Here is a 26337-nt window from a genome sequence, read left to right as displayed (position 1 = left end):
CTTCGGCACGGATGGGGCTGCCACGTGGGCTTTTCCCGCCATCGTGGGCGCCGTCTCGGAAAATGGGCACAGAAGCGGATAAACCTCTAGATGAGATATGTCACGAGCGGGCCGCGCCGGCGTCGCCGGCTCGATGTGCCCGGGCCCTTCGGCGGACGTGCGGGGTCTCACCGAGTCGACGCTCGCGCCGCGATGGTGTATTCATGGCGTGTTGTTCGATGCAAAGCTGTAGTGAGGTTCGGATTCGAGGCGGGGGAAGGGTTCGGCGTCGCAGCGGGAGGACTGTGCGTGTCTGGATGGACTTCGTCTCGATGGACGGTGGCGATTGCCGGGATGGCGACCGCGCTGGCGGTGGCCGGTTGTGGTTCCACCATCGACGGCCTGGCGCAGCCGGTGACCGAGACCGGGACGGTGGATGCCGTGGACGTGACCGGGGCTCCCGGCACCGGTGCGGAAACGACGAGCCCCACCACGACCACCAGCGCGCCGACCACCACCGAAGCCGGCGCTGTCGGCTTCGAGGCCGAGGTCGGCGATTGCATCCTGCTCGGCGGTACCACCACCGACGCCAGTATCGAGGAGGCGTCCTGCGGGTCCGGTGCGTCGAACTACCGGGTGATCGGTAAGGCCGCAACCAGCACCGAATGTGTCAGCGACGCCGACAACTATTACGCGGAGAGCCGCAACGGTATCGAGATGGGCGCGCTGTGCCTCGATATCGACTGGGTGGTCGGCGGTTGTATGGACGTCGGCACCGGGACCACGGGCCCGGAGCGGATCGATTGCACCGATACCACCGCTACGGACGGGGTGAAGGTGCTCGCCATCGAGCAGAATGCCGACGATGTGAGCGCCTGCGGTGCCGGTAGCAGCGGGTATGTGTACCCGGAACGCCGCTTCGTGGTGTGTGTCGACGAGCTCTGAGCTGCTTCCGGAAAACAAAAAACGAGCGGGCCGGGCGGCCCGCTCGTTTTCTGTTGCCGGTGTGCCGGGGTCAGACCGGCCGGAATCCGGATCCGACGCTGCCCCGGCCGTCGATATCGCCCATGATGGTCGACATATTCGTGCCCACCTCGGGGCCGAAGCAGGCGATGGCGAGATAGGCGTTCACCATGCCGACCAGCGTCGATCCGACGACGACCGGTGCGCCCGAGTCACCCTCCATAACGCACATCTGCGACCAGGTCTCCATACTGCTCGCGAAGATATCGCCGTAGGCGATACCGCAGGTGTTGCCTGTGGTACGGCCTTCTTTGCACACGATATTCGGGAACTGCGCCGGCGCGCCGACTCCGGTGATGCTGAGGTTGCCGACCCGGTTGACCGGGGTGACCCGGCCCGGGTCGAATTGCAGCACGGCGTAATCGAGTTCGGAGTTCGAGTAGACGAACCGGCCGAGAGCGCCCGAAGCTGGGTCCTGCTCGGAATAGACCTCGTGCCCGGGGGTCCCGCAGTGCCCCGCGGTGAGCCCGACCAGCCGGCCGGCCCCGTCGTAGCCGATCGTGGTGAGCGTGCACTGGATCGCCATATCGGACATATGACCGGCCTCCGAGGAGACGATCAGCCCGGATCCGCCGCCGAGTACGGGTCTGCCGGGATCGGCCGCGGCCGTCCCGGAGCTGAGTAGTGCCGCACTCAGCGCGACGGCGAAGACGGCACCGGCCGCCTGGGCGAGTTTCCTGAACATATCCCTCCAGACCTCGAAGCCCGCACGATATCTCACTGTGTGGCACCTCATCGTGGCAGCACCGGCCGCGATGCGCGCCCCGAGTTGCCGTTGCTCGTGGGTTCTGTTGTGCCACTGCCGAGTTCGGCTCTTCGGTCGAACATTCGGCCGGATGATCGCCACGCACGGCGCAGACTGCGCGAACTCCGGCCACGATACCTTCGGAAGAATAGCCTAACGCTATTAATTGACGCCGATTTCGCTACGCGGGTCGAGTAACGGTCGAATCTCCATGTCGCCGCGAATTGGTAATTTTCAGGAAAATCCTCCGTTATTTATGTGAACCGCCGTTCTGCCTCCAAGTCATCGCTCATCGCGCTTTATCCCCCGGTCAGCTGTATGTTCTTCCAGAATCGCGGAAGTCCCATTGGGAAGTGCACCAAGACTTGGCTGATAACCCAATGGTCACGCCGCGGAGTGCTGAACGTCTATGACAGCCATCACGCGTCTATGGTGTGTTCCGCACTACTACGTAGTAAGGTGCCTCAAGCAAACCAGTCGTCGGGGTAGGTAACCGACGTCGAGAGGGGTTAGTCAGTGCAGTCGACCAAGAGTCCACCAACAGGTCCTCGGTTGAGCGGAGCGGTCGAGTGGACGCGGGACTATTGGCGCGACCACCCCAGGCGTTCGCTGGAGACCCTCGGTCGCCAGATGACGATGGGTGTCGAGGCCGTCACCGAGCTCGTGGTCAGTATTTTCCGCGGCCGATTCCCGCTCGCGGAGTTCATCCGGCAGTGCGCCTTCATGGCAAACGTGGCCGCGGCTCCCACCCTGCTGGTCGCGATTCCGATCGGCGTCATCGTATCTATCCAGGTCGGATCGGTTGCGCAGCAGGTCGGCGCCACCTCGTTCATCGGTGCGGCCAACGGACTCGGCATCATTCAGCAGGGTGCCCCACTGGTCACCGTATTGATGATCGCCGGTGCCGTCGGTTCGGCCATCTGCGCCGATCTCGGGTCCCGGACCATCCGCGAGGAAATCGACGCCATGAAGGTCATGGGCGTTGATCCGCTGCGCCGCCTCGTCGCGCCCCGCCTCGGCGCGGCAATGGTTGTCAGCGTGCTGCTCTGCGGTTTCGTTGTCTTCGTCGGATTTTTGACCGGATACATTTTCAATATCTTCGTCCAGGGTGGCACCCCGGGCTCATATATCTCGACCTTCGCGTCCTTCGCGATTTCGCTCGACCTGTTTGTTGCGCTGGTGAAATCGCTGTTGTTCGGTCTGCTTGCGGCAATCATTGCTTGCGATACCGGGTTGAACACCCGCGGTGGTCCTGGTGGTGTCGCCAACTCGGTGAATACCGCCGTTGTCATGTCCGCGGTGATGTTGTTCGGAGTGAATGTGATCTTCACCCAGGTGTACAACACCTTGTTCCCGCCACAGGTGGTGTGATCAGGTGTCCGCAACCTATGTGCCGCCGCTGCTCAAACCTTTACAGCAGCTGCGTAAAGTCGCCGGTGCGCCGGGCGATCTGCTCGCCCGGCTCGGACACCAGGTGTTCTTCTTCCTGCGGTCCATCGGTTCGATGCCGCTGGCGTTCAAGCAATACCCCAAAGAGGTGTGGCGGCTGCTGTCCGACGTCACCTGGGGCAACGGCAACCTCATCGTCGGTGGCGGAACCATCGGCGTGGTGCTCATCCTCAGCGCCTTCGGCGGGATCACGGTCGGTCTGCAGGGTTACACCTCGCTCGACCTGCTCGGCCTGAGCCCGCTGACCGGCGCGATCTCCGCATTCGGCACCACCCGCGAATTGGGACCCCTGCTCGCCGCACTGGCTTTCGCCGCCCAGGCAGGGTGTCGTTTCACCGCGCAACTCGGTGCGATGCGGATCTCCGAAGAGATCGATGCGCTGGAATCGATCGCGATCCGGCCGCTGCCCTACCTGGTCAGCACTCGCATGATCGCCGCGATGATCACCATCCTGCCGCTGTACTGCCTCGGTCTCGCGATGGCCTACATCTCCTGCTCCGTCACTGTGCAGGTGATCGGCGATACCGCCAGCGGAACCTATGAGCATTACTTCTATCAGTTCCTGATTCCGACGGATGTCCTGTATTCGCTGCTCAAAGCAATACTCTTCGTTGCGATCACCACGTTTATCCAGTGCTACTACGGCTTTTTCGCCTCGGGTGGCCCGGAGGGCGTCGGCGTGGCGGCCGGTCGCGCGATCAAGATGTGCATCATCGTGGTCGTTTTCGTGGACCTCTTCATGACCTTGGCCATCTGGGGTGTCGACCCCGGCATCAGGATCTCGGGGTAGCCGAATGATCATCGATCCGAGTGGGCGTGGGCCCACGATGAAGCAATTGTTCATCGCCGGCATCTGCGGCCTCGTTGTCTTCGCCGTGGTGCTCGGTTTCCTGATGGCGCGTTACCAGGGCTACTTCGTGGAAAAGGTGCGGGTGACCGCGAACCTGACCACCACCGGTGACGGCCTGCCGCAGAAAGCGGACGTGAAGTTCCGTGGAGTGCTGGTCGGTGCGGTCGATACCGTGTCCGTGGCCGCCCAGGGTGAACTCCAAGAGGTGAAAATCGAGCTGAAGCCGGAGTTCGTCGAGCAGATCCCGGCGACGGTCACCGCCCGGGTGGTGCCCAGCAACCTGTTCGCCGTCACCTCCGTGGAGCTGCTCTACAACGGTCCGAGCGAGGGCCACCTCGAAGAAGGCGCGGAGATCGCCGAGGACAAGAGCCAGGGCACCATCGCCCTGCAGGACACGCTGACCACGGTCCAGAACATTCTCGACAAGATCGACCCGATGCAGTTCGGGCGTGTTCTGGGCACCCTGTCCTACGCCCTCGACGGCAGCGGACGGGTGCCCGGTTCGACCGTCGAACGGCTCGACCACTGGCTCACCACGGTCGACCAGTCGATTCCGGATCTCGGTGTCTTCCTGGACGATTTCGCGAATTCGGCGCATGCGCTGAACGAGTCGGCGCCCGAACTGATGGATGTACTGGCCTCCTCGGTGCAGACGGCGAGCACCATCGCCGACCGGCGCGAGCAGCTGGTCAATGTGATCAGCGGTGCCAGCAGCATGGTCGACCAGGTCAACGATCTGTTCGCGCGGAACCCGAATATCGGCAAAGAGCTCACCGTCGGTACGAACCAGACCTTCGGTGCGCTGGCCGCCAATCCGGCCGCCATCACCAACGCGATCAGCAACCTGAACGACTCGGCCCGGGCCCTGAGCACGACGTTCACCTGGGGGCCGCAGCGGCAGATGGTGTGGAACGCCGGTGTCTCGTTCACGCCGTTCAACCCGAACACCGTCGCGGACTGCCCCCGCTACGGCGATCTGGCCGGACCGAGCTGTGCGACCGCGCCCGCTGTCGCTGACCCGGGGTACATCCCGGAACAGCTGAAACCGCGCCGGCTCGCTGCCGCAGACGGACTGCCGGTGCTGCCGCCGATCCCCGGCCTGCCGCCGATCCCCGGTTTCACGACTGAGGCCGGCGCGCCGGCTCCGGCCGCGCCTCCGGTGAACAACCCGTTCGCCGGCACGCCGCTGGAGGGTTTGTTCCCGCAGGGGCTGCCGCAACTTCCGGGTATGCCCGGTGCACCGGCCCCCGCGCCGGCCGCGCAGCCCGGTGACCAGCCCGCGGCTCCGCCGGCCGAACCCGGTGCTGCCGCACCGGCGGCGGACAGCGGTAACGGCGCCGCACCCGCGGCCCGGCCGATCACCTATGAGGGCGACGCGGCTGTGACGGCCCTGCTCGGCCGGAAGCCGACCTCAGTGGAGTACCTGATGTTGAGTTCGATTCTCGAAGGCGGGACCTTGCAAGTGACCGAGGAGGCGTCCGCGTGAAGGGGGTCCGGAAACCGCTGATTGGGTTCGGCCTGTTCGCGTTGGTATCGGTGCTGGTCACCGTGCTCGTGTGGAATACGCTGGCCCGCACGGTCGACGGCGGTACGAAAACGTATTCCGCGGTCTTCACCGATGTGCTGGGCCTGCGCGAGGGCGACGATGTCCGGATGGCGGGTGTGCGGGTCGGGAAGGTCGAGAATGTCGAACTGACCGACGACTCCAACGCCAAAGTGACCTTCATCGTCCAGGATGATCAGACCCTCTTCGGCAACACGAAAGCGCTGGTCCGATACCAGAACCTGATCGGTCAGCGCTATGTGGCGCTGGCGCCGGGCTCCGGCGGGGATGCGTCCCAGCTGCCGGAGGACGCCACCATCCCCGTCGACCGCACCGAGCCTTCCTTCGATGTCTCGGCGCTGCTCAACGGATTCCAGCCGCTGTTCGAGGTGCTCGAACCCGAGCAGGTGAACCGGCTCTCGGAGACCTTCATCCTCGCCCTGCAGGGCGATCGGGTCTCGTTGAGTTCGTTCATCACCCAGGCCGCCACCATGGCCACCGATTTCCAGCGGCGCGACGCCATCCTCAGCGATGTGATCACCAACCTCAGTGGCGTGATGGCTGGTCTGGCCAAACGAGGGGACGAATTGGAGACGCTGATAACCCAGACCCGGGCGCTGATCGGCGGCCTGTACGAGCAGGGCCAGTCGCTGCTCGGGTCGACCGAGCAGATCGCGGGGGCCACCACCGCGCTCGTCGGGATGGTGGGAAATATCCAGCCCAAGCTGGAGGCGGTCCAGAATTCGACACGTGACGCTTTGACCCTGTTCCTGGCCAACGGCGCCAAACTGGATCAGGCGGCAATCGACCTGCCGGCCATCCTCGCCGACGCGGGACGTTTCACCTCCGAAGGCGCCTACGCGAACGCGTATATCTGCCGGCTGGATGTCTCGCTGTACGGAGTCCTGTTCCCCCGCGGTCTGTTCTCGCAGATCGGCGGCAATTCTCAATCGGCGGTGTGCCGGCCATGATGACGAAATTGAAGACCTGGTTCAACAACAATCGGTATTTCGGCCTCGGCATCGTCGGTGTCGTAGTCGTCGCTGCACTGGTGCTGGCGTCGACCCTGTTCAGTAATTTCGGTCTAGGAAAGCAGTCGATCAAGGCCGAGTTCGTCCAGTCTGCGGGCATCACGGTCGGAGACAAGGTCGATGTGGCCGGCGTGCCGGTCGGCACGGTGTCCGGGGCCGAGCTCGAGGGTGACCACGTACTGGTGACCCTGCAGGTGGACGGCGATGTGGAACTCGGGCCCGACGCCCGGGCGTCCATCAAGATGGCCACCCTGCTCGGTGCGCGCTACGTCGACCTGGAACCCGGTGACGGCTCCGGGCTGCCGGACAACCGGATCCCGAAGAACAACACCGCGGTTCCCTACGATCTCGCCGACGTGGTCGACAAGGGCACCCCGGAGTTCCAGGAACTCGATCCCGGCAAACTCGCCGAATCGCTGAATCTGTTCAACGATCAGCTGGCGGGTTCCCCGGAACTGGTTGTCCAGTCGCTGGACAGTATCGGTGCGCTGGCCAAGGTGATCGACGGCCGTAAGGACGATGTCAGCCAATTGCTGAAGGACCTCGACCGGGTGACCACCATCCTGGCCGACAACCGCAACAGCGCCCTGCTGATCATCACCCAGGGTGAGGCCATCGCCTCGCGGGTGGTGGAACGCCAGCAGCTGCTGCGGACCCTCTTGGACAATGTGGCCACCCTGACCGCACAGCTGCAGGCGATCGGTGCGCAGAACAACGACCAGTTCAGCGGCACGCTGGACCAGCTGAACATCATGGCCTCGGGCCTGCAGAAGAACAAGGACAACCTGGACCGGTTGCTGTCGATCATGCCGCCGTCGGTGCGCTACCTCACCAATGCCTGGGGTAACGGCAACTACGCCGAGGTCGGCATCCCGTGGCTGTTCCCGGACAACTGGTTGTGCTTCGCCCAAGTCGCCGAGGGGTGCCAGGGATGAATCCGTTGAACATCGGCCTCGTGAAAAAAACCGCCAAGGCGGTGGCCATCGGCGCGACGGCGCTGGCGCTCGGTAGCTGTTCGATGGTGAACAGTGCGGTCGGTGGCGATATGAAGATCACCGCCGATTTCGAGAATATCGCCGGTATGTTCGAGGGCAACCCGATCACCGTGCTCGGGCTCCAGGTCGGCACGGTCGACAAGATCGTTCCGCATGGTGACCTGGTGGAAGTCCACATGACCATCGACGGTGACGTGGAAATCCCTAAATCGGCGATGGCCGTGGTGGTTTCACCGTCGATCGTCACCAACCGGCATATCGAGTTCACGCCGCGCTATGTCGAGGGCGACACGCTCGAAGACGGCGACCATCTGCCGCTGGAGAAAACCGACGTCCCGGTCGAGCTGGACACCATGCTCAAGACCATCGACCAGTTCGCCGACGCGCTGAAACCGCAGGAGGGTCAGGAAGGGCTCGGTCCGCTGTCGGGCCGGGTGCTCTACCCGATGCTCAACGGTCAGGGCGAGAAGATGCGCGACACCCTCAATGCGCTGTCCGGCGCGTTGAAGGTCGGTGTCGACAACAAGGGCGCCATCGCCAACATCATCACCAAGCTCAACGAGCTGACCACGATGCTGGCCGAGAACGACCAGGCCGTCCGCGATTTCAGTAACCAGGCCACGCAGATGACCACCATGCTGGCCGAGCAGGCGCCCGGCCTGCAGGCTACGCTGCAGCAGCTCTACGACTTCCTGAACAACACGAGCTCGATCTTCGGGCAGCACCAGGATCAGCTGGTGGACACGCTGACCCGGATGAACACGGTGATCGACCAGCTGCGGCAGAACGCCCACGGCGTCACCGAGGTGGTCGACGTCGCGCCGATGCTGCTGCAGAACATCCACCGCTCGATGAACTACGAGCAGGGCTACGTCCGGTTGCACGCGCTGATCGGCACCAACCTCGCGGGCGGTGAAATCGTGAGCCTGTTCTGTGAACGGATTCAGATGAAATCCGATGGCTGCCGGACCGGCCGGCCCGAAGACTTCGGACCGGACTTCGGACTCACCGCCGCACTGCTGGGACTGACGAAATGATGCAAACAATCCGACGGGCCCGCCGCACGGTAGCCGCCCTGGCGGCGGCCGGGACGGTGCTGCTGGCCTCCGGCTGCGGTTTGACGGTGGAGGATATTCCGCTGCCGAAACCGGGGACCGGCGGTGAAACCTTCACTCTGCAAGCAGTATTCGACAATGCGCTGAACCTGCCAGATCAGGCGAAGGTGAAGGTCGGCGGTTCCGATGTCGGTGTGGTCACCAAGATCGAGACCCGGAACTTCCAGGCCATCGTCGATATGGAGATCCGCAAGGACATCGAACTCCCGGTCGGGACCACCGCCGAACTGCGCCAGGCAACCCCGCTCGGCGATGTTTTCATCGCGGTAGCCAAACCGCAGACCGAACCCGGAACGGCGCTGCTCGAGGACGGCGACAAGCTGACCCTCGAGCAGACGTCCGCCGGTGCCACGGTGGAGGAGTTGCTGCTCTCGGTCTCGCTGATGTTCAACGGCGGCGGTATCGCCCACCTCACCCGGCTGGGTACCGAACTGGATTCCATTGTCGGCGGGCGCAGCGATCAGGTGGTCCACCTGGTCAACGAGATCACCGGCGTGGTGTCCAGTATCAACGCGAATTCGGCGCGAATCGACAGTGTGCTGGCCGAATTCGGCACGCTGGCCGACACCCTCGACAACCGGCGCACCGAACTCGGCCAAGTTGCCGATACGCTGCCGGATATGATCGGCGCGGTCGCCGAGAACAACCGGGCGCTCGGCGATCTGCTGAGCAAGATCGCCACCACCAGCGCCGCCCTCGGGGATTACGCGAACACCACCGGCGGCGATCTGGCCGGCACGCTGGACGGCCTGAACAGCCTGATGGGGGCACTCGCGGCCACCGGGGACAAATTCGGTGCGCTCATGGATATCCTGCACGAACTGCGCGGCCCGGTGGATGCCACTTTCCGTGGCAGCAGCCTGGCCGCCCAGGTCAACGTCACCAATCTCGATATCGCGATGCTGACCGCCCCGGGCACCAGCCACTTCTACGACGTGCGCGATCTACAGGATTTCGCGGGCAGCCTGATCCAGATCCTCCAGGTCGTCCAGCAGCGCGTGGGAGGCCAGTGATGTTCAAGAGCAAGATCCTGTGGTCGAATATCGGCATCGTCCTGGCGCTGCTCATCGGCGGAACCTATCTGCTGGTCAATGTGATGCGGGTGAACCCGCTGCGCAGCACTTACACGGTGGTCGTGAACCTGGACCGCTCCGGCGGTCTGCAGCCCGGTAACGATGTCACCCTGCGCGGCTTCCGGGTCGGCGAGGTGAGCAGCCTCGAACTCGTCGACAACGGCGCCGGTATCCAGGCCGAGGCCGAGATCGATTCCCGGTGGGATATCGCGGTGGACACCGACGTCGCGGTGCAGGCCCTGTCCGGGGCGGGTGAGCAGTACATCGACTTCCGCCCCGCCACGGACCAGGGGCCGTATCTGACCGACGGTTCGGAGATCACCTTCGATCCGGAGCGCGTCAGCACTCCGGTGCCGATCTCCGCGGTGCTGGAGAACTCCAGCGATCTCATCGCGCAGGTCGACCCGGAGCACTTCTCGGTGATCCTGCGGGAACTCGACACCGCGCTCAGCGGTGGCCCGGACCAGATGCGTTCGCTGATCGAAGGCGTCAGCCTGGTGACGGCCGGGTTGGACTCGCTGCTGCCGCAGACCACGAACCTGATCGCGAATCTGCGCACCATCGCCGCGACCACCTCCCAGGCCCAGCCGGATCTCGGTACCCTGACCGCGAATTCGCAGGTGCTGTTCGATCAGTTCAACAAGGCGAATGCCGAGCTGATCAATGTGCTGGATCAGGCGCCGGGCCAGTTCGCGAGTGTCACCGCGACGCTGGACGCCACCAGCGACCCGATCACCGCCCTGGTCAACAATTTCGTCGCGGTGACCCGGGCAGCCCAGTTGCGCACACCCGCGCTGGCGGCGCTGTTCCCCGCGCTCGAACAGGGCGGCGCGGCGCTGGGCGTTCCCGCCCACGACAACGAGTTCCACGCCATGTTGGATATCTGGTTCCGGCCGTACTGCCAGTACCAGTCCACTCCGATCAAGACCCAGGTGGTACAGGACGGCACGCTGCCGATGTGGAACTACTGCGACAACCCCGGCCCCGGACAGCAGATCCGTGGCGCGGCCAACGCCCCGCGACCGAACGTGCCGGACAACGGTGCAAACATGCCGCCGGGGGTGGATCCGAACGAACGTACGCTGCCGCCCGTGCGGTAGCAGAGACCGGTCGTCCGGCGCCGGGTGCGACGGTGCATACTCTCGCAGAGATGCCCGCCACACCCGGCGGTCCTTTTTCCGACCGGTAGATTACGGCGCTCGTGCAGCTGCGCCGGAAAGGTGTGAACAGTACAGATGTCCACAGAAAAACCCGTCTCCGACCCTTTGGAGCCGGAAGGCACTGGTGTGCCAGCGGACGCCGCGGCTGAGCGCACCACCTCCGAGAGCAAATCCACAGCCGGCGCCGAGACGCCGGCGGCGTCCGAACCGTCGGGCGATACCGGTGCCGCGGATTCCGGCGACACGGACGCTACGGTGCAGGCCGAGAAGCCGGATCCGGACGCGACCGTGAAGGTCGACAATCCGGATCCGGACGCCACAGCGAAGATCGAGAAGGCCGCGGCCGCCGAGTCGTCCGGCAGCGGGGACAAAGCGGAACCGGCAGCCGGAGACGAGACGGTTGTGCTCGGCAAGGCTGTGGAGGCGTCGACGGTCGCGGCCGGGAAATCCGCTGCTGACGACACCGCCGAGCCCGGTGCCGACGAAACGGTCGAGCTGGGCAAGTCCGCTTCGGATGATCCGGCTTCCGAAGAAACCGTCAAGCTGAACAAACCCGGCGCAACCTCCGGCGCCGGCGCCGAGAAATCGGAGTCCGGCACCGAGGCCGGGAAATCTTCGCGTCTCGGTTCGCGTTTCCCTATTCCGGTCGTAGCCGGCGCCGCGGTGCTGCTTATCGCCGCGCTGGTGGCCGTCGGGGTGTTCTTCTTCCTCGCCGGCGATCGCCAGGACGAGCTGGACCGCCGCGCCGCGGCCACCAAGGCCGCCTGCGATTTCGGGACCAGCTTCGCCACCTACACCGGCGACAAGGCCGACGACTACGTGACGCGGCTCGATCAGACCGCCACCGGCGAATGGAAGAAGCTGGTCTCCCAGATCGGACCCGACCTGAAGGCGCGGTTCGCCGAGACCCAGGTCAACTCCACCGCCGCCGATGTGCAGTGCGGCTACGAGTCCGGTTCGGACGACAAGGCCCGGGTGGTGCTGGTCATCGACCAGCAGTTCACCACGGTCGGCGGCCCGCAACAGCAGGCTCCGGGACGGGTCAAGGTGGCGGCCAACGTCGATATGGAGCGGGTCGACGGCACCTGGCTGGTCGCCAATTTCGATACGCCGATGATGCAGCAGTAGCGGCAGCCGCGAGACGAACCAGAAGTTAGGACTCGAAGCTATGGCGAAGAACGAGACCGCGGCAGCGCAGAACACCGACGGCAACTCCGGGATACTCCCGGTAGTGGTCGCTTTCGTCACCGGTGTGGTGCTGGTGGCACTGGTCGCCGCGGGAGTTGTCTATTTCCGTGCCTTCCAGCAGAACCAGGGCGAATTGTCCGCGCAGGATGAATCCACCCGGGCGGCTTGTGATTTCGCCCGGGAAACCAACACCTATGACTACCAGGGCGATCTCGACGGTTTCCTGAAGGCGATGAAAGAGGGTGCCACCGCCAACGTGGTGCAGTCGCTGGAACAGAACTGGGACGTCCTGCGCCAGCTGCTCACCGAATCCAAGGTGAAATCCTGGGTCGACGAATCGACCTGCGGTTTCCAGTCCGGTGACGAGAAGAGCGCGAAGGTTCTGGTCAATATCGCGCTGATGAAGACCAACTCCGTGACACCCGAACCGAAACGCCAGGACATCGCGGTGGTCGCGGGTCTGCAGAAGGACGGCGACCGCTGGATCGTGAACCAGTGGGAGCTGGCCATGCTCGCGGGCGGGGGCGGCGATCCGGCCCAGCAGGCTCCGGCGGGTCCCGCTCCGGCGGCTCCCGGAGACCAACCGGCTCCGGCACCGGGTAACTGATTCCGGGCGCCTCCGGCGGTGGGTCGAGCCACCACCGCCGGAGGCTATTCGGGCGGTATCCACATATCGGTAGTACAGCGACAACAGCGCGGGCGCTGCGCCTGGTTCAGAACAGGTGGAGCGCCTGCGCTGTTGTCGCGTAGCCGGCGGCCGGTACGGCCGTCGGTTCCGCAGCCTTCCCTGCTGCTGCGGAGGTTTCGGGGGCCGGGCGGGTGTCGGCGGTACTCGGGGCCGGGGCAGTGGTGACCGTTGCGCGGTCTTCGCGCGGTGCGGTCGCGGCGGCTTTGCGGGCGGCGGATCCGGCCAGGGCGTCGGCCTGCTCGTTGAAATAGTTGCCCACATGTCCGCGTACCCAGCGGAACCGGACGGGGCCGGGGCGGGCCGCGATGGCGTGGTCGATATCGCGGATGAGTTCGATGTTCTTCACCGCGGCGCCGGTGGAGGTGCGCCAGCCGTTGTTGCGCCAGTTGGGTAGCCATTCCGAGGCGCATTTGATCGCGTAGAGCGAATCGCTTTCGATCAGCAGCGGATCGGAGCCCGGATGGGCCCGGATGGCCTCCAGGACCGCACGCAGCTCGGCGATCTGATTGGTACCTGTTGCCGCGCCGCCACTTTCGGCGCCGCCCGCGTGATCGACCCACGCCCAGCCGATGGCTCCGCCGGGGTTTCTCAGGCACGAACCGTCGGTACTCACGATGATCATGGCAGTACCTTACGCAAGTCGGCCGACAAGATCGGTGCCATGGACTTCTTCGATAGCCGCGCGCAATCGTGATTCGGTGCGGCGCAGCGCGGTGCGCAGCAGAGCGTTCCGCGGCTTGTCCCGGAGCGGGGCGGCGAAGCCGCGTGATCCGGTGTAGTCGAGTTCGGAGGTGAGTACCGACCGCCCGCGGCCCAGCGGATCGAAGCGCAGGGTCAGGCAGGCGGTGAGAGGCCCACCGGTGAGGGTGTAGCCGAGAACCGCGTCCTGCCGGTGCTCGGTGACCTCGCAGTGCAGCACGGGTCGCCATAATCCGAGCCGGAGCCCGATGTCGTACCGGGCGCCCAGACCTCGCTCGATATCACCGCGCGGCGTGATCTGCTCGGTGTACGCCAACCAGTGCGGGATCGTCCGGGGATTGCCGGCATAAGCGAAGGCTACGGTGATCGGCGCCGTCACATCGCTTGCATACTTGATGAAGCCCACGGGCCCTCCCTCCACGGCTGCCCGACAAAAGTACTATAGCCTTCCGGTTTATTTCTGGCAGTCCGGGATTCGATAGCCGTACAGCTGGAGTGTGAGCTACCGCCGAGTGGCCGGGCGATCCTATCAGGGCAGGTCGCTGCCGGGCCGGGGCGATAAACCACTCTCATGGCGAGACGATCATCACATTCCGGTCGAGATCCTGCGGTGTGGCCCGCCCGGCTTTGCCCGCCGGGTTTCGTGGACTGTCGCCGGGGTACCTAACACCCGCCGGCGAGCGCCGTACTCGACTGTCGTGCGCAGGCACCCCGGCCAACGACGTCCGGCTGTCGCGGGAACCTGGTTCGACGCTCGCCGGTCCCCGTCAGCTGAAGACGCCCGCTTCGCGGCCTGTCCCCGGCGGGCCCGCGAAGGCCTGCGCGATGGTCAGCCACTCCATCGCCTGTTTCCCGGTCGCCTGGAGCGCCAGATCGTCCGGATGGCGGCGCTGTGTCACCAGCAGGCAGAAATCGAGTGCCGATCCGCTGATCCGCTGTGCTGCGTCCGCTGGGCCCCAGGACCACTGCGCTCCCGACGGTGCGGTGAGTTCTACCCGGAACTCGTCCGCCGGGGGCGGCAGCTCCCGGACTGCGTAGGCGAAATCCCGGGTGCGGACACCGATATGGGCCACCGCGCGCAACCGGTCGGTCGGCTCGCGGCGGATACCGAGCGCGTCCGCGACATCTTGGCCGTGTGCCCAGGTTTCCATCAGCCGTGCGGTGGCCATCGAGCCCGGGCGCATGGGCGGCCCGAACCAGGCGACCTTGGCGTCGGCGGGCACGGCGCGAAGCGCCTCGGCCAGCACGGCGCGCCCGTCCTGCCAGCGCTGTAGTAGCTCCGGAACCGGTGCACCGGCGGCCAGTGCGGCGGCGTCGTCGACGAAGGTCGCTATCCGGGGGGCGGCCTCGGTCAGCAGTTCGGTGAAGTCCGTGCTCCCGGTGCGGGCGTCGGTGGCGGCCAGCGTGGCGACCTCGTCGGTCCAGGTCAGATGTCCGATCTGATGGGCGATGGTCCAGCCGGCGGCCGGGGTGGGCCGCGCCCACTGCTCGGGCGGCAGGGGTGCGACGAGTGCTTCGAGTTCGGCGCTCTCGGCAGCGAGATCGTCGAGCAGGGAGTTCAGGTCGGCCATCGGTTCGTTCGCTTCCATGCGGCACCCGGCAGGTGCGTTGTGCGCCCCGCACCGGCAGGTGCGCCGTAGGTTCCGGCGCCGGCCAGGTGCGTCGTTCCTGGCCCGAGGCTGTCGGGCCGGCGGGAGGGCGTGGTCGGTTCGGCACGCCGGGTATCGGCGGTGTCTGCTCAGCATTCCAGCGCCGTGCACCGAATACAAGCAAGCGTGCTTGGTTTTTCCCTTGGTGGGAGGCGGAGGTACTACCAGCCGAAGATCAGGAGATGGGTGGCGCCGACGCACAGGCCCAGCACCGCCCCGTGCAGATACAGCAGCCAGGCATCCTGTTCCACCGACGCGTAGAACATCTCCATGAACTCGCCGGGCGTCAGCTGCTGGAGTTTGCGGGCCGCGAATTCATCGATCTTCTCGGCCTGCTCCCGGGTGAAATCGGCGTCCTCGACCAGCGTCGGGGCCAGCCCCACCGCCGCACCGGCCGCCCCGACCTTCAGGTTGTCGAACTGCCGGCGGCCGAACGCGGCCCGCACCACCGAGGTGGTGCGGCCGAGCTGGCGGTGGATCTCATCGGAGATGAGCTGTTCGAGCAGCAGCCGGGTCTTGTCGCCGTTGGGTCCGTTCAGCAGCTCGTTGGACAGGTTCGGCAGGGTGAGGACCTGATACGCGAGAATATGCGCGAGATCGGTGGCGGCCTGCGGCTGCCGTTTGGCCAGCAGTGCCTGTTTCCACAAATATTTGTAGCGGGGCTGGGGATCACCGGGGGTGAACACCACGCGAATAGCGATGATGTTCACCACCACACCGATAAGGGCTGTCACCAGTAGCACGATCACCCAGGACGGAACCCACCCCCAGACCGGTATGTCCTGGTGAATATGCAGATATAGGGCCAGCAGCAGACCGAACGGGGCTCCGAGTAAACCGATCCGCACCATGAACTTCAGTTCCGGCGCCGCGATGGTGGTGGTCAGGTCCTTCAGGATCTGCGGATTGTCCTGCAGATAGCGGATGACGAAACCCTTGATATCGATGAGTTGATCGACATTGTCGCCGAGCGACGCGAACGCCTTCGTGCACAGATCGGGCATTTCCCGTTCGACCCGCTGGTAGATGAGCTGGCGCATCTGCCGCGGCAGGGTCTGCCACAGATCCGGGTTCTCCCGGTTCATCACCTCGTCGACGATGGGTTTGACCTGTTTGCCGGCCAGCGCGGCGACATAGTCCGCGATACCGTCGAGGTCGAGTTCGTGAATGAAATCCCGGGGACTGCCGATCCGCATCAATGCTTTGTCGACGCAGATACTGGCCATTTTCTCGGCCCGGGCCGGAATGAAACCCTGGAAGCCGAGCCGGGAACCGTCCTCGGAGAAAGTCGGCAGAACCTGCACGCGCCGGGGTAGGTAGGGGTACAGCACGGCGAGTCCCGGAATCCGGACGCCGCGGAAGAGCAGCGGCCAGAAGAGCATCACGACACCGGTCCAGTTGGTGAACCAGCCGGCCGCGGCGCTGAAAATCGGAAAACTGATCAGGTCGACCACGAATTTGGTCTGGCCGGTGAGTTCCTCCCAATCGATCAACACTCCGGACGAGAGGGTGATCATCGCGCGCTCCCCTTCGGACCGGATTGTGGATTGGAGTGGATCGGAGATGATCACATTGTCACCGGGCCGTCCCGGGTGTCAATCAGGGCCGGACCGGGTTGCGAGCGCCGGCCCGGCGCACGCTGCCGGTCTGCTCACCCCGGCGAAACCGGAATAAGGTGCGGATATGACCGACCCCCAGGCCGCCGCCACGACACTGCCGGCTTTCCTCGACGCCCTCACGACCGGACGGCTCGAAGTGGTCGACCTGACCACTGCGCTGAGCAGCGCGACCCCGGCGCTGCGCCTGCCCGCCCCGTTCGCCAACCTGATCGATTTCAGTCTCGAGGAGGTCAGCGCCTACAACGAGCCCGGACCGTTCTGGCGGCACAACAATATCCACACCGGGGAACACGTCGGCACCCATCTCGACGCCCCGGTGCACTGGGTGACCGGACGGGACGGTGACGATGTGTCACAGATCCCGGTGCGCCGGCTCCTCGGGCGCGCCGCCGTACTCGACCTGACCGATCAGGTCGCCGCCGACCCGGACTACCTGCTCACCATCGCCGATGTGGAGACCTGGGAGCAGGCACACGGCCGGCTGGCCGCGGGAACGTGGCTGCTGCTGCGCACCGGCTGGGAGTCGCGGGGCCACTCCGAGGCGGCGTTCCTCAATGCCGACGACACCGGCTCGCATACACCGGGTGTGGCGGTCGACTGTGCGCGGTGGCTGGCCACCGAACGGGACATCACCGGGCTGGGAGTGGAGACGGTCGGGGTGGACGCGGGCCTGGCCGGAGGTTTCGACCCGGCCTTCCCGGTGCACCACTACTTCCTCGGCAACGACAAGTACGGGATCACCTCGCTGCGCAACCTCGGGCGGCTGCCCGCCTCGGGCGCGCTGCTGGTCGTGAGCCCGCTGCCGATCGTGGGGGGCACCGGGAGCCCGGCCCGGGTGCTCGCCGTGATCGATCCGGACGGTGCGCTCGGATGACGCCCGGGAACCGGGCAGATTCGATCGGGCGGGACAACGCGGAGCGGCGGGTTTACGGCCCGACGGTGGCGGATGTGGTCGGCCGAGCCCTGGCCGATCTGGGTGCCGGTCATGTCTTCGGCGTGGTCGGCAGCGGCAATTTCGTGATGACCGAAGCTCTCCGGCAGGGCGGGATGCCGTTCACCGCCACGCGGCACGAGGGCGGTGCAGCGACCATGGCCGATGCATATTCGCGCATGTCGGGCCGGGTCGGCGTGGTCTCCCTGCACCAGGGCTGCGGACTGACCAACGCGATGACCGGTATCGGTGAGGCCGCCAAGAGCCGCACCCCGATGATCGTGCTGACCGCGGACAGCCCGGCCGCGGCGCTGCGATCCAATTTCCGGATCGATCAGGAGGCGCTGGTCCGCAGTGTGGGTGCGGTGAGTGATCGGGTGTATTCGGCGCAGACCGCGGTCGCCGATGTGACGCGCGCCTTCCGCACGGCCGCGGGCCAGCGGCGCACAGTGGTGCTCAATGTGGCGATCGATATCGCGGCAGCGGCCTGCTCCGCGACCGGACCGATCGCGGCCGCGGTGACTCCGGCGCCTGTCCGGCCCGATGGGGACTCGATGGCTCGATTCGCCGAACTTCTGCGCGGTGCGCACAAACCGGTCTTCGTGGCCGGTCGCGGCGGTCGCGCCGCCGGACCCGCCATCGCCGAACTGGCCAGGATCTGTGGTGCGCTGGTCGCCACCTCCGCTGTGGCGAACGGCTTGTTCAACGGCGACGAATTCGCCCTGGGAATCTCCGGCGGTTTCGCCTCACCGGTCACCGCCGAACTCATCGCCGGCGCCGATCTGATCGTCGGATGGGGCTGTGCGCTGAACGATTGGACGACCCGCCACGGCCGCCTGATCTCCCCGGGTACCAGGATCGTGCAGATCGACGACGATATGGCGGCCCTCGGCGTGCACCGCCCGGTCGACCTGGGAGTGCTGGGCGACTGCCGGCAGACCGCCGACGATGTCCTTACCGCGATCCGGGAGTCCGGTACGGAGGCCGTAACCGGCTATCGCACCGCGGAGGTCGCCGCGTTGATCGCGAAATCGAGTCGCTGGCAGGATGTTCCGGTGGCCGACACCTCGACGGGTGACCGGATCGATCCCCGGGCGCTGACGATCGCGCTCGACGAGATCCTGCCCGCGGAGCGGATCGTCTCGATCGATTCCGGGAACTTCATGGGCTATCCCGCCACCCATCTATCGGTACCGGACGAGTTCGGTTTCTGCTTCACCCAGGCGTTCCAATCGATCGGGCTCGGACTGCACACCGCGATCGGCGCGGCCTTCGCCCAGCCCGGCCGGCTTCCCGTCCTCGGGGCCGGTGACGGCGGGTTCCTGATGGCGGTCGCCGAACTGGAGACGGCGGTGCGCGCGGAAATACCGCTGGTGGCGATCGTGTACAACGATTCCGCCTACGGCGCCGAGGTGCATCATTTCACCACCGCGGACCACACCACGGTGACCTTCCCGGAGACCGATATCGCCGCCATTGCCGCAGGTTTCGGTGCGACCGGCGTCACGGTTCGCTCGCTCGGCGACCTCGCCGCGGTGCGCGAATGGCTCGACCGCTATCGGCAGAACGGTAAGGCGCGGCCGTTGGTGATCGACGCGAAAATCACCAGTGACGGTGGCGCATGGTGGCTGGCCGAGGCATTCGCCGGACACTGACCGTCCGGTCCCGGAGGTGCCCGCCTGTACGCACCACCGAAGGTACGGCCAGGGGAGCGCAGCGACGGCGTGGGGTACCCGGATCGACTTCTTCGCCCTGGGCGAACATCGGCGGGCAGCGGAACAATGACCACCTCCATGAAGTTGAGTCGGGATAGCTCAACTATTGGAGGTTGTGTTCGTGACTACACCACTGAATCTTCCGGTGCTGTTCCTGACCGATCCCATCGTGCTGCCGGGCATGGTCGTCCCGATCGAACTGGACGAATCAGCGCAGGCCGCGATCGATGCCGCGCAGGCCGCGAAGACCGGAACCGTACTGCTCGCCCCCCGTCTGACCGAGGGGTACGCCGCCTACGGCGTGATCGCCACCATCGACCAGATCGGCCGGATGCGCGGCGGTACCCCGGCCGCGGTGCTGAAGGCCGAGCGGCGCGCGAAGATCGGGCACGGTGTCACCGGCCCCGGTGCCGCGCTGTGGGTCGAGGCCGAGCCGGTCGAGACATCCGCCGCCGACGGCCGGACCCGGGAACTGGCCGACGAGTACAAGAAGCTGGTCGTCTCCGTACTGCAACGCCGCGAGGCCTGGCAGATGATCGACGCCTTCAACCAGCTCACCGATCCCTCCGCCGTCGCCGATACGGCCGGTTATGCCGCCTACCTCACCGCCGACCAGAAACGGGAACTGCTCGAAACCCCGGATACCGCGGCCCGGCTGAACCGCCTGATCGAATGGACCAAGGCGCACATCGCCGAGGCAGAGGTCACCGAGAAGATCGGTGACGAGGTCCGCGAGAACATGGAGAAGAGCCAGCGGGAATTCCTGCTGCGCCAGCAACTCAACGCCATCCGTAAGGAACTGGGCGAGGACGAACCCGACGGCGCCGACGATTACCGGGCCCGGGTCGAACAGGCCGACCTGCCCGAATCCGTCCGGGAGGCGGCCTTGCGCGAGGTGGGCCGGTTGGAGCGGTCCAGTGACCAGAGTCCGGAAACCGGCTGGATCCGCACCTGGCTCGATACCGTGCTCGAACTCCCGTGGACGGTGAAAACCACCGATTCCACCGATGTGTCGGCCGCTCGGGCCGTGCTCGACGCCGACCACCACGGCTTGGACGAGGTCAAGGACCGGATGGTCGAATACCTGGCGGTCCGGGCCCGGCGGGCCCGGCGCGGGCTGGAGGTCGTCGGCGGGCGTGGGTCGGGCGCGGTCCTGGTCCTGGCCGGTCCACCCGGTGTCGGCAAGACTTCGCTCGGGGAATCCGTCGCGCGGGCGCTGGGCCGGAAGTTCGTGCGCGTCGCGCTGGGCGGGGTCCGGGACGAGGCCGAGATCCGCGGTCACCGGCGTACCTATGTCGGCGCGCTGCCCGGCCGGATCGTGCGCGCGATCAAAGAGGCCGGTTCGATGAACCCGGTGGTGTTGCTCGACGAGGTCGACAAGCTCGGCGCGGATTTCCGCGGCGATCCCGCATCGGCGCTGCTCGAGGTGCTCGACCCGGCTCAGAACCACACCTTCCGGGACCACTACCTGGATATGGACCTGGACCTGTCGGATGTGCTGTTCCTGGCGACCGCGAATGTCATGGAAACCATCCCCGGCCCGCTGCTGGACCGGATGGAAGTGATCACCGTCGACGGCTACACCGAAGACGACAAGGTGGCCATCGCCCGCGATTTCCTGCTGCCCCGGCAGCTGGAACGCAATGCGTTGACCTCCGACGAGGTGCGGGTCACCGATGCCGCGCTCCGCGAGATCGCGGCCGACTACACCCGGGAAGCCGGGGTCCGGCAGATGGAACGGCTCATCGCCAAGGCGCTGCGCAAGGCCGCGACCCGGCTGTCCGGCGCCGACATCGAAACCGGACTCGGCCACGACACCGGAGCGACGGAGCAGCCGGCTTCGAGCCCCGACCGCGAAGCATTGACCATCGATGTCGCCGATTTGAAGGAGTACCTGGGCAGGCCGCGGTTCACCCCGGATTCGGCCGAACGTACGGCGGTGCCGGGCGTGGCGACAGGGCTGGCGGTCACCGGGCTCGGCGGTGACGTCCTCTATATCGAGGCGAACAACGCCGAAGGCGAACGGTCGCTGACGCTGACGGGGCAACTGGGTGACGTCATGAAGGAATCGGCGCAGATCGCGCTGACCTACGTGCGGTCGCATCTGGGCGAGATCGGTATCGAGTCCTCGGTCCTGGACCGCAGCCTGCACCTGCACGTCCCGGCCGGCGCCGTGCCCAAGGACGGTCCGTCCGCCGGTGTCACCATGGTCACCGCGCTGGTTTCGCTGGCACTGGGGCGTCCGGTTCGTTCCGACGTCGGAATGACCGGTGAGGTCACGCTGAACGGCCGAGTGCTCCCGATCGGCGGAGTGAAGCAGAAGCTGCTCGCCGCCCAGCGCGCCGGTCTGAAGACGGTGTTCATCCCGGCCCGCAACGAGCCTGACCTCGACGACGTTCCCGCCGATGTGCTGGCCGAACTCGATGTCCGCCCGGTGGGCGATGTTGCCGAAATCCTGGCCTACGCCATAGAGCCGGTCCGGGAACCGGCGTTCGACGGTGGCCAACTGGCCGTCTCCGTCTGATCGCACGCAGCAACGGGTCGTGGCAGTCGCGCAGGACTGTCACGGCCCGTTCCTACGCGGACTCTCGGCCCGTCTGCCCATCCGCGCCGTCGGGCAAGCCGAACTCCGTCCTGCAATGTTCGCTGTGCGACCAACGAGGTCGTCCCGGCCGAAAGTGACGGAAATCCATGAAGAGTATGCAGCGTGTTGCGCTCCTGGCTGCGCTTGTCTCCTCGACTGCGCTCATCGGCGCGACAGCGTGCACCAGTGACGACAGTTCCGCGGGCACAGCGACTTCGGCGACCGGCTCGACGACAACCACCGCGGCCGCGGATGATCCGGCTGCCGGTCTCGTCGGTCCAGGTTGCGCCGACTACGCCGCACAGGTGCCCACCGGTGCGGGGTCGGTGGCCGGCATGGCAGCGGACCCGGTCGCCGTGGCGGCCGCCAACAATCCGATGCTGAAAACCCTCGTGCAGGCAGTGTCCGGCCAACTCAATCCGCAGGTGAACCTCGTGGATACGCTCAACGGCGGCGAATTCACCGTTTTCGCGCCGGTGGATTCGGCATTCGCGAAAATCGATCCGGCGACTCTGGAAAGCCTGAAAACCGATTCCGCGGCGCTGACCGACATCCTCACTTATCACGTGATCCCGGGCCGGATCGAACCCGGCGCAATCGCCGGCGACCATCCGACCGTTCAGGGTGACACCGTGACCGTTACGCGGGACGGCGCCGATATCGAGGTAGCGAACGCATCGGTGATCTGCGGTGGAGTGCAGACCGCGAACGCCACGGTCTACATGATCGACGGGGTGCTCATGCCGCCTGCCTGACAATTCTCCGGCGTCCCGGCACTCGATGGACAAGACTGATCCCATGATGCGTCCGCCTCGTAGAAGTGACCTGCGCAACAGCTGGGGTTTCGTGGCCATCCGGGTGAACATGCGCGGCGAACACCTTGCCATGCAGTCGAGGGCACGATCATGACGAACTGGCCGGAATCCGACTCCGGGCCGATCCGGCTCCGGATCGCCGGGCCGGGGGCCGAGGCCGGCGATAACGAGGCGGCGGCCTGCCCGGTCCGATCCGAAGGCCACGATGACCGCGCGACCCAACTCCGGCTCGCGGATCTGCTGCACGCGGCGGGCAATGGTGACCGGGAATCCTTCACCCGGTTCTACCGGGAGACCAGTCCCCGGGTGTTCGGGCTGGCGCGGCGGGTCCTGCGCAGCCCGGCGGCTGCCGAGGAAACCACCCAGGAGGTGTTTCTCCAGGTCTGGTCTGCCGCGGCCCGGTACGACCCGGCGCGGTCCAGCGCGATCGGCTGGTTGATGATGATCACCCACCGGCGCGCTGTCGACCGGGTACGTGCTGAGGAGTCGGCCGCCGGGCGCGATGTCGTGTACGGCCACCGCAATTTGGGGCGTGACCACGATATCGTCGCCGAAACGGTCGACCAGCGGTTCGACGAACAGGCCGTCCGCGAGTGTCTGGAAGTGCTGACTGCCACGCAGCGCGAGACCATCGCACTCGCCTATTACGGCGGACGCACCTACCGCGAGGTGGCCGACCATCTCGATTCACCACTGCCCACCATCAAGAGCCGGATCCGTGACGGTCTGAAACGGCTCCAGAACTGTCTCTCAGGGGTTGCTACCGATGCCTGACACCTCCCCGCCCGATTCACCGGGCAGCAACGGCGACCTGGTCGATCTAGCGATCCCGTACGCGCTCGACGCGGTTTCGGCCGCCGAAAGCGACGATATCGAACAGCGATTGCGTACCGCCGATCCGGCGGACGCGCGGTCATTCGAAAACGTCGTGCGCGATATCCGCGAAGCGATGGGTGCCCTGTCCATCCTCGATGCGCAGGCGCCGCCTGCGCGCGTGGAAGCGCGCATCCTCGCGGCGCTCGATTCCCGCCCGGGGGCGCGGTCGGATGTGCACACCGGCGAGCGGCAATCCGCTTCCGCCGGACGGGACCAGCTGCCCGGGACGGATACGCCGGCGTCGCGGGATTCGGCAGGAACGGGCAGCGGCGTGCCGATCGCGTCCGGCGCGTCCGCCGGTGACGACACCGATGAGCTCGAGCGGGCCCGGCAGCGCAGAATACGGCGGGTGGGATGGTTCGCGGCTGCCGCCGCGGTGGTGGTGGCCATCGGCATCGGCATCGGCATACTCGACCAGCGCACCGGTGAGCCGCCCGGCGGTACCGTCTCGGCGCAGGAGGTGCGTGACCAGCCCGATGCCCGGACCTCCACCACCGAGCTCGGCGGCGGAACGCTCACCGTCCACGTTTCCGCCGAACTGGGCGCGGCCACCGTTTCCTTCGACGCGGTGGCCGCGCCGCCGGACGGAAGCGACTACCAGTTGTGGTTGATCGATGCCGCCGGGGTTCCGCGCTCGGCGGGCGTGCTGGACCGATTGCCCGCCGAAGGTTCGCCCTATGTCACCGAGTTCGCCGTTTCCGACCAGCTCGCGGTGACCCTCGAGCCCGACGGCGGTTCCCCGGCGCCGACCGGTACGCCACTGGGGGCGATCGCGCTGGGCTGAGCGCTTCCGGCCGATATCGAGACCGGGAACCCGCGAGTACCGCGAGCAGGTAACGATCTGTAGATCGGCAGCTGCAGATTCCTGACGGTTCGGTGACGCCTGACCCGGCTGCCTTCACCGGTTGTGCCCGCAGTGACACCATCCACAACGGGTGGATCGACGAATTCCCGGGCAGGCGGGTCGACGAGCCCGATGGAGGAGCGCAGATGCACGAGACAATGGACCCGGCCGCTGGGCGAACCCCGGAACCGGCCGCGGGGCGTGGGACGCCGGGAGCGGGCGCCGCGGGTGTGTGCGGGCTCGTGGCCGCCGGGATGGTTCTCGGTATCGCGGAATTGTTCGCCGGTCTGATCGATCCCGACGCCTCACCGTTCGTGGCGCTCGGGGCAACGGTGATCGACCATACACCGGAGGCGTTGCGCGAGTTCGCTATCGAACAATTCGGCACCCAGGACAAGCTGGTCCTGTTCCTCGCCATGGCTGCGGTGACGGCGGTCCTCGCTGTTGGCGTGGGCCTGCTGGAACGGCGGCGGCCGTACGGTAGTGCGCTGCTGGTGGTGCTCGGACTCGCCGTCTGCGTGATCGTGCTGACGCGGCCCACCGCGACCGCGGTGTTCGCGATTCCTGTCCTCCTCGGTACTGCGGCGGGCATTCTCACCTTGCGGTTCCTGATAGCCCGCGCACCGCGCTCGGCACCGGATGCGATGCCCGGAGCAGGTGGGTCCATGGATCCGTCCAGGCGCCGGTTCCTGATGCTGGCGGCGGGAGCCACCGCGGTCGCGGCCGGAACCGCGGTGGCCGGACGCTGGGTCGGGGAGCGGATGCGCGCGGTCACCGCGGATCTGGAACGTTTCGTCGTGCCGCGGCCCCGAGTCGCCGCGGCGCCGCCACCGGCGGGTACCGATCCCCCGGTGTCCGGGCTCACCGAATTCGTCACGCCGAACGACACTTTCTACCGAATCGACACCGCGCTGCGGATCCCGGCGGTGACGAGTGAGAACTGGCGGTTGCGTATCCACGGCATGGTCGACCGTGAGATCGAGCTGACCATGGACGATCTGCTGCGCCGGCCCGCGGTGGAGAAGATCATCACACTGACCTGCGTCTCCAACGAGGTCGGGGGTGATCTGATCGGAAACGCGAGGTGGATCGGATATCCGCTGGCGGAGCTGCTGGCCGAGGCCGGCGTCCGCCCGGACTCGGATATGGTCCTGTCCACCAGTGCGGACGGATTCACCGCGGGGACACCGGTGGCGGCGCTGACGGACGGTCGCGACGCGCTGCTGGCGGTCGGGATGAACGGTGCTCCGCTTCCGGTCGAGCACGGGTATCCCGCCCGGCTGGTGGTCCCCGGTCTCTACGGATACGTCAGTGCCACCAAATGGGTGGTCGATCTCGAACTCACCAGATTCGACAGGGCACAGGCTTACTGGACCCGGCGCGGGTGGTCGGCTCGGGGCCCGATCAAAACCGCGTCCCGGATCGACGTTCCCGCCTCATTCGCACGGGTCGCTCCGGGGCAGACCGTTGTTGCCGGGGTGGCCTGGGCGCAACATCGCGGTATCAGTGCGGTCGAGCTCCAGGTCGACGACGGCCCCTGGCAACCGGCCGACCTGGCTCCGGAGTATTCGCTCGATACCTGGCGGCAGTGGACCTGGCGCTGGGACGCGACACCCGGGGACCACACGCTGCGCGTCCGCGCCACCGACGGGGAGGGCCGGGTGCAGACCGAACAGCGGGCCGATCCGGTACCCGACGGTGCCACCGGATGGCATTCGCGGTCCTTCCGGGTGCGATGACATCGGCAGCCCCGGTACCGGCCGGAT

23 protein-coding genes are annotated in these 26337 nt (G+C 66.3%); 18 read left to right on the top strand and 5 right to left on the bottom strand.

Translation table 11 applies throughout. From position 1 onward, the window contains the following. Nucleotides 1-288: 288 nt before the first annotated feature. Entirely contained in the window at nt 289-924 is a 636-nt protein-coding gene (locus ACIA75_RS03395) for a hypothetical protein (protein ID WP_397099428.1), read from the top strand. A 70-nt stretch (nt 925-994) separates the two neighbouring features. On the opposite strand, the gene ACIA75_RS03390 is transcribed toward ACIA75_RS03395, so the two are convergent. Beyond that, complete coding sequence (locus ACIA75_RS03390) at nt 995-1687, bottom strand: serine protease (protein ID WP_397099426.1); 693 nt, start codon at nt 1685-1687, stop codon at nt 995-997. A gap of 612 nt (nt 1688-2299) precedes the next feature. On the opposite strand from ACIA75_RS03390, the gene ACIA75_RS03385 reads away from it, so the two are divergent. From ACIA75_RS03385 to ACIA75_RS03340, 10 genes are all read left to right on the top strand, one after another. Further along, entirely contained in the window at nt 2300-3118 is an 819-nt protein-coding gene (locus tag ACIA75_RS03385; RefSeq protein ID WP_397099424.1) for an MlaE family ABC transporter permease, read from the top strand. A gap of 4 nt (nt 3119-3122) precedes the next feature. Beyond that, nucleotides 3123-3986 (top strand): ABC transporter permease, encoded by an 864-nt coding sequence (locus tag ACIA75_RS03380; RefSeq protein WP_397099422.1) that lies wholly within the window; start codon nt 3123-3125, stop codon nt 3984-3986. A 4-nt stretch (nt 3987-3990) separates the two neighbouring features. Then, a complete protein-coding gene (locus tag ACIA75_RS03375; protein ID WP_397099420.1) occupies nt 3991-5532 on the top strand; it encodes an MlaD family protein in 1542 nt (513 codons plus the stop codon). Then, nucleotides 5529-6560: an MCE family protein gene (locus ACIA75_RS03370; RefSeq protein WP_397099418.1), complete on the top strand. Its 1032-nt coding sequence runs from the start codon at nt 5529-5531 to the stop codon at nt 6558-6560. Before ACIA75_RS03375 ends, ACIA75_RS03370 begins: the two co-directional genes overlap by 4 nt. After that, entirely contained in the window at nt 6557-7555 is a 999-nt protein-coding gene (locus ACIA75_RS03365; RefSeq protein WP_397099416.1) for an MCE family protein, read from the top strand. Before ACIA75_RS03370 ends, ACIA75_RS03365 begins: the two co-directional genes overlap by 4 nt. Continuing rightward, nucleotides 7552-8652 (top strand): MCE family protein, encoded by a 1101-nt coding sequence (locus ACIA75_RS03360; protein ID WP_397099414.1) that lies wholly within the window; start codon nt 7552-7554, stop codon nt 8650-8652. Before ACIA75_RS03365 ends, ACIA75_RS03360 begins: the two co-directional genes overlap by 4 nt. After that, a complete protein-coding gene (locus ACIA75_RS03355; protein ID WP_397099412.1) occupies nt 8649-9743 on the top strand; it encodes an MCE family protein in 1095 nt (364 codons plus the stop codon). Before ACIA75_RS03360 ends, ACIA75_RS03355 begins: the two co-directional genes overlap by 4 nt. Further along, a complete protein-coding gene (locus tag ACIA75_RS03350) occupies nt 9743-10903 on the top strand; it encodes an MlaD family protein (RefSeq protein WP_397099410.1) in 1161 nt (386 codons plus the stop codon). Before ACIA75_RS03355 ends, ACIA75_RS03350 begins: the two co-directional genes overlap by 1 nt. A gap of 186 nt (nt 10904-11089) precedes the next feature. Next, nucleotides 11090-12091 carry a hypothetical protein gene (locus ACIA75_RS03345; protein WP_397099408.1) on the top strand — a complete coding sequence of 334 codons (1002 nt, stop codon included), beginning with the start codon at nt 11090-11092 and terminating at the stop codon, nt 12089-12091. Between the two features lie 40 nt (nt 12092-12131). Continuing rightward, nucleotides 12132-12758 (top strand): hypothetical protein, encoded by a 627-nt coding sequence (locus tag ACIA75_RS03340; protein ID WP_397099406.1) that lies wholly within the window; start codon nt 12132-12134, stop codon nt 12756-12758. A gap of 106 nt (nt 12759-12864) precedes the next feature. Here ACIA75_RS03340 and ACIA75_RS03335 read toward each other — a convergent pair whose 3' ends face one another. The 4 genes from ACIA75_RS03335 to ACIA75_RS03320 form a co-directional block, all read right to left on the bottom strand. Continuing rightward, the gene (locus tag ACIA75_RS03335; RefSeq protein WP_397099404.1) at nt 12865-13461 is read right to left on the bottom strand and encodes a ribonuclease H; all 597 of its coding nucleotides are present in this window, start codon (nt 13459-13461) and stop codon (nt 12865-12867) included. Nucleotides 13462-13470: 9 nt separating this feature from the next. Beyond that, on the bottom strand, nt 13471-13944 hold the full coding sequence (locus ACIA75_RS03330; RefSeq protein ID WP_397099402.1) for an SRPBCC family protein: 474 nt from the start codon (nt 13942-13944) through the stop codon (nt 13471-13473). 361 nt (nt 13945-14305) lie between these two features. Continuing rightward, nucleotides 14306-15109 (bottom strand): TIGR03084 family metal-binding protein, encoded by an 804-nt coding sequence (locus ACIA75_RS03325; protein ID WP_397100887.1) that lies wholly within the window; start codon nt 15107-15109, stop codon nt 14306-14308. 239 nt (nt 15110-15348) lie between these two features. After that, the gene (locus tag ACIA75_RS03320; protein WP_397099400.1) at nt 15349-16704 is read right to left on the bottom strand and encodes a hypothetical protein; all 1356 of its coding nucleotides are present in this window, start codon (nt 16702-16704) and stop codon (nt 15349-15351) included. A gap of 166 nt (nt 16705-16870) precedes the next feature. On the opposite strand from ACIA75_RS03320, the gene ACIA75_RS03315 reads away from it, so the two are divergent. The 7 genes from ACIA75_RS03315 (at nt 16871) to ACIA75_RS03285 (ending at nt 26310) form a co-directional block, all read left to right on the top strand. Then, complete coding sequence (locus ACIA75_RS03315) at nt 16871-17680, top strand: cyclase family protein (protein ID WP_397099398.1); 810 nt, start codon at nt 16871-16873, stop codon at nt 17678-17680. Next, complete coding sequence (locus tag ACIA75_RS03310; RefSeq protein ID WP_397099396.1) at nt 17677-19392, top strand: thiamine pyrophosphate-binding protein; 1716 nt, start codon at nt 17677-17679, stop codon at nt 19390-19392. The genes ACIA75_RS03315 and ACIA75_RS03310 overlap by 4 nt, the downstream gene beginning before the upstream one ends. A gap of 241 nt (nt 19393-19633) precedes the next feature. Next, the gene (lon, locus tag ACIA75_RS03305) at nt 19634-21976 is read left to right on the top strand and encodes an endopeptidase La (RefSeq protein ID WP_397100885.1); all 2343 of its coding nucleotides are present in this window, start codon (nt 19634-19636) and stop codon (nt 21974-21976) included. 167 nt (nt 21977-22143) lie between these two features. After that, nucleotides 22144-22791: a fasciclin domain-containing protein gene (locus tag ACIA75_RS03300; protein WP_397099394.1), complete on the top strand. Its 648-nt coding sequence runs from the start codon at nt 22144-22146 to the stop codon at nt 22789-22791. A gap of 150 nt (nt 22792-22941) precedes the next feature. Next, nucleotides 22942-23625 (top strand): ECF RNA polymerase sigma factor SigK, encoded by a 684-nt coding sequence (gene sigK / locus ACIA75_RS03295; protein ID WP_397099392.1) that lies wholly within the window; start codon nt 22942-22944, stop codon nt 23623-23625. Continuing rightward, on the top strand, nt 23618-24511 hold the full coding sequence (locus ACIA75_RS03290) for an anti-sigma factor domain-containing protein (RefSeq protein ID WP_397099390.1): 894 nt from the start codon (nt 23618-23620) through the stop codon (nt 24509-24511). Before sigK ends, ACIA75_RS03290 begins: the two co-directional genes overlap by 8 nt. Before the next feature lie 206 nt (nt 24512-24717). Next, the gene (locus ACIA75_RS03285) at nt 24718-26310 is read left to right on the top strand and encodes a molybdopterin-dependent oxidoreductase (RefSeq protein ID WP_397099388.1); all 1593 of its coding nucleotides are present in this window, start codon (nt 24718-24720) and stop codon (nt 26308-26310) included. Nucleotides 26311-26337 lie beyond the last annotated feature (27 nt).

This window comes from Nocardia sp. NPDC051750 (genome assembly GCF_044453135.1).
Lineage (GTDB): Bacteria > Actinomycetota > Actinomycetes > Mycobacteriales > Mycobacteriaceae > Nocardia.
Note: the sequence above shows the minus strand (reverse complement) of the source record. Positions and strands in the feature narration are given on the sequence as shown.

What these genes read in the sequence shown, in the direction of transcription:
- ACIA75_RS03390 (WP_397099426.1), bottom strand. Translation starts at nt 1,687, where the DNA reads ATGTTCAGGAAACTCGCCCAGGCGGCCGGTGCCGTCTTCGCCGTCGCG.
- ACIA75_RS03315 (WP_397099398.1), top strand. Translation starts at nt 16,871, where the DNA reads ATGACCGACCCCCAGGCCGCCGCCACGACACTGCCGGCTTTCCTCGAC.
- ACIA75_RS03355 (WP_397099412.1), top strand. Translation starts at nt 8,649, where the DNA reads ATGATGCAAACAATCCGACGGGCCCGCCGCACGGTAGCCGCCCTGGCG.
- ACIA75_RS03325 (WP_397100887.1), bottom strand. Translation starts at nt 15,109, where the DNA reads ATGGCCGACCTGAACTCCCTGCTCGACGATCTCGCTGCCGAGAGCGCC.
- lon (WP_397100885.1), top strand. Translation starts at nt 19,634, where the DNA reads ATGGTCGTCCCGATCGAACTGGACGAATCAGCGCAGGCCGCGATCGAT.
- ACIA75_RS03310 (WP_397099396.1), top strand. Translation starts at nt 17,677, where the DNA reads ATGACGCCCGGGAACCGGGCAGATTCGATCGGGCGGGACAACGCGGAG.
- ACIA75_RS03365 (WP_397099416.1), top strand. Translation starts at nt 6,557, where the DNA reads ATGATGACGAAATTGAAGACCTGGTTCAACAACAATCGGTATTTCGGC.
- ACIA75_RS03335 (WP_397099404.1), bottom strand. Translation starts at nt 13,461, where the DNA reads ATGATCATCGTGAGTACCGACGGTTCGTGCCTGAGAAACCCCGGCGGA.
- ACIA75_RS03375 (WP_397099420.1), top strand. Translation starts at nt 3,991, where the DNA reads ATGATCATCGATCCGAGTGGGCGTGGGCCCACGATGAAGCAATTGTTC.
- ACIA75_RS03320 (WP_397099400.1), bottom strand. Translation starts at nt 16,704, where the DNA reads ATGATCACCCTCTCGTCCGGAGTGTTGATCGATTGGGAGGAACTCACC.
- ACIA75_RS03360 (WP_397099414.1), top strand. Translation starts at nt 7,552, where the DNA reads ATGAATCCGTTGAACATCGGCCTCGTGAAAAAAACCGCCAAGGCGGTG.
- ACIA75_RS03300 (WP_397099394.1), top strand. Translation starts at nt 22,144, where the DNA reads ATGAAGAGTATGCAGCGTGTTGCGCTCCTGGCTGCGCTTGTCTCCTCG.
- ACIA75_RS03290 (WP_397099390.1), top strand. Translation starts at nt 23,618, where the DNA reads ATGCCTGACACCTCCCCGCCCGATTCACCGGGCAGCAACGGCGACCTG.
- ACIA75_RS03285 (WP_397099388.1), top strand. Translation starts at nt 24,718, where the DNA reads ATGCACGAGACAATGGACCCGGCCGCTGGGCGAACCCCGGAACCGGCC.
- sigK (WP_397099392.1), top strand. Translation starts at nt 22,942, where the DNA reads ATGACGAACTGGCCGGAATCCGACTCCGGGCCGATCCGGCTCCGGATC.
- ACIA75_RS03340 (WP_397099406.1), top strand. Translation starts at nt 12,132, where the DNA reads ATGGCGAAGAACGAGACCGCGGCAGCGCAGAACACCGACGGCAACTCC.
- ACIA75_RS03350 (WP_397099410.1), top strand. Translation starts at nt 9,743, where the DNA reads ATGTTCAAGAGCAAGATCCTGTGGTCGAATATCGGCATCGTCCTGGCG.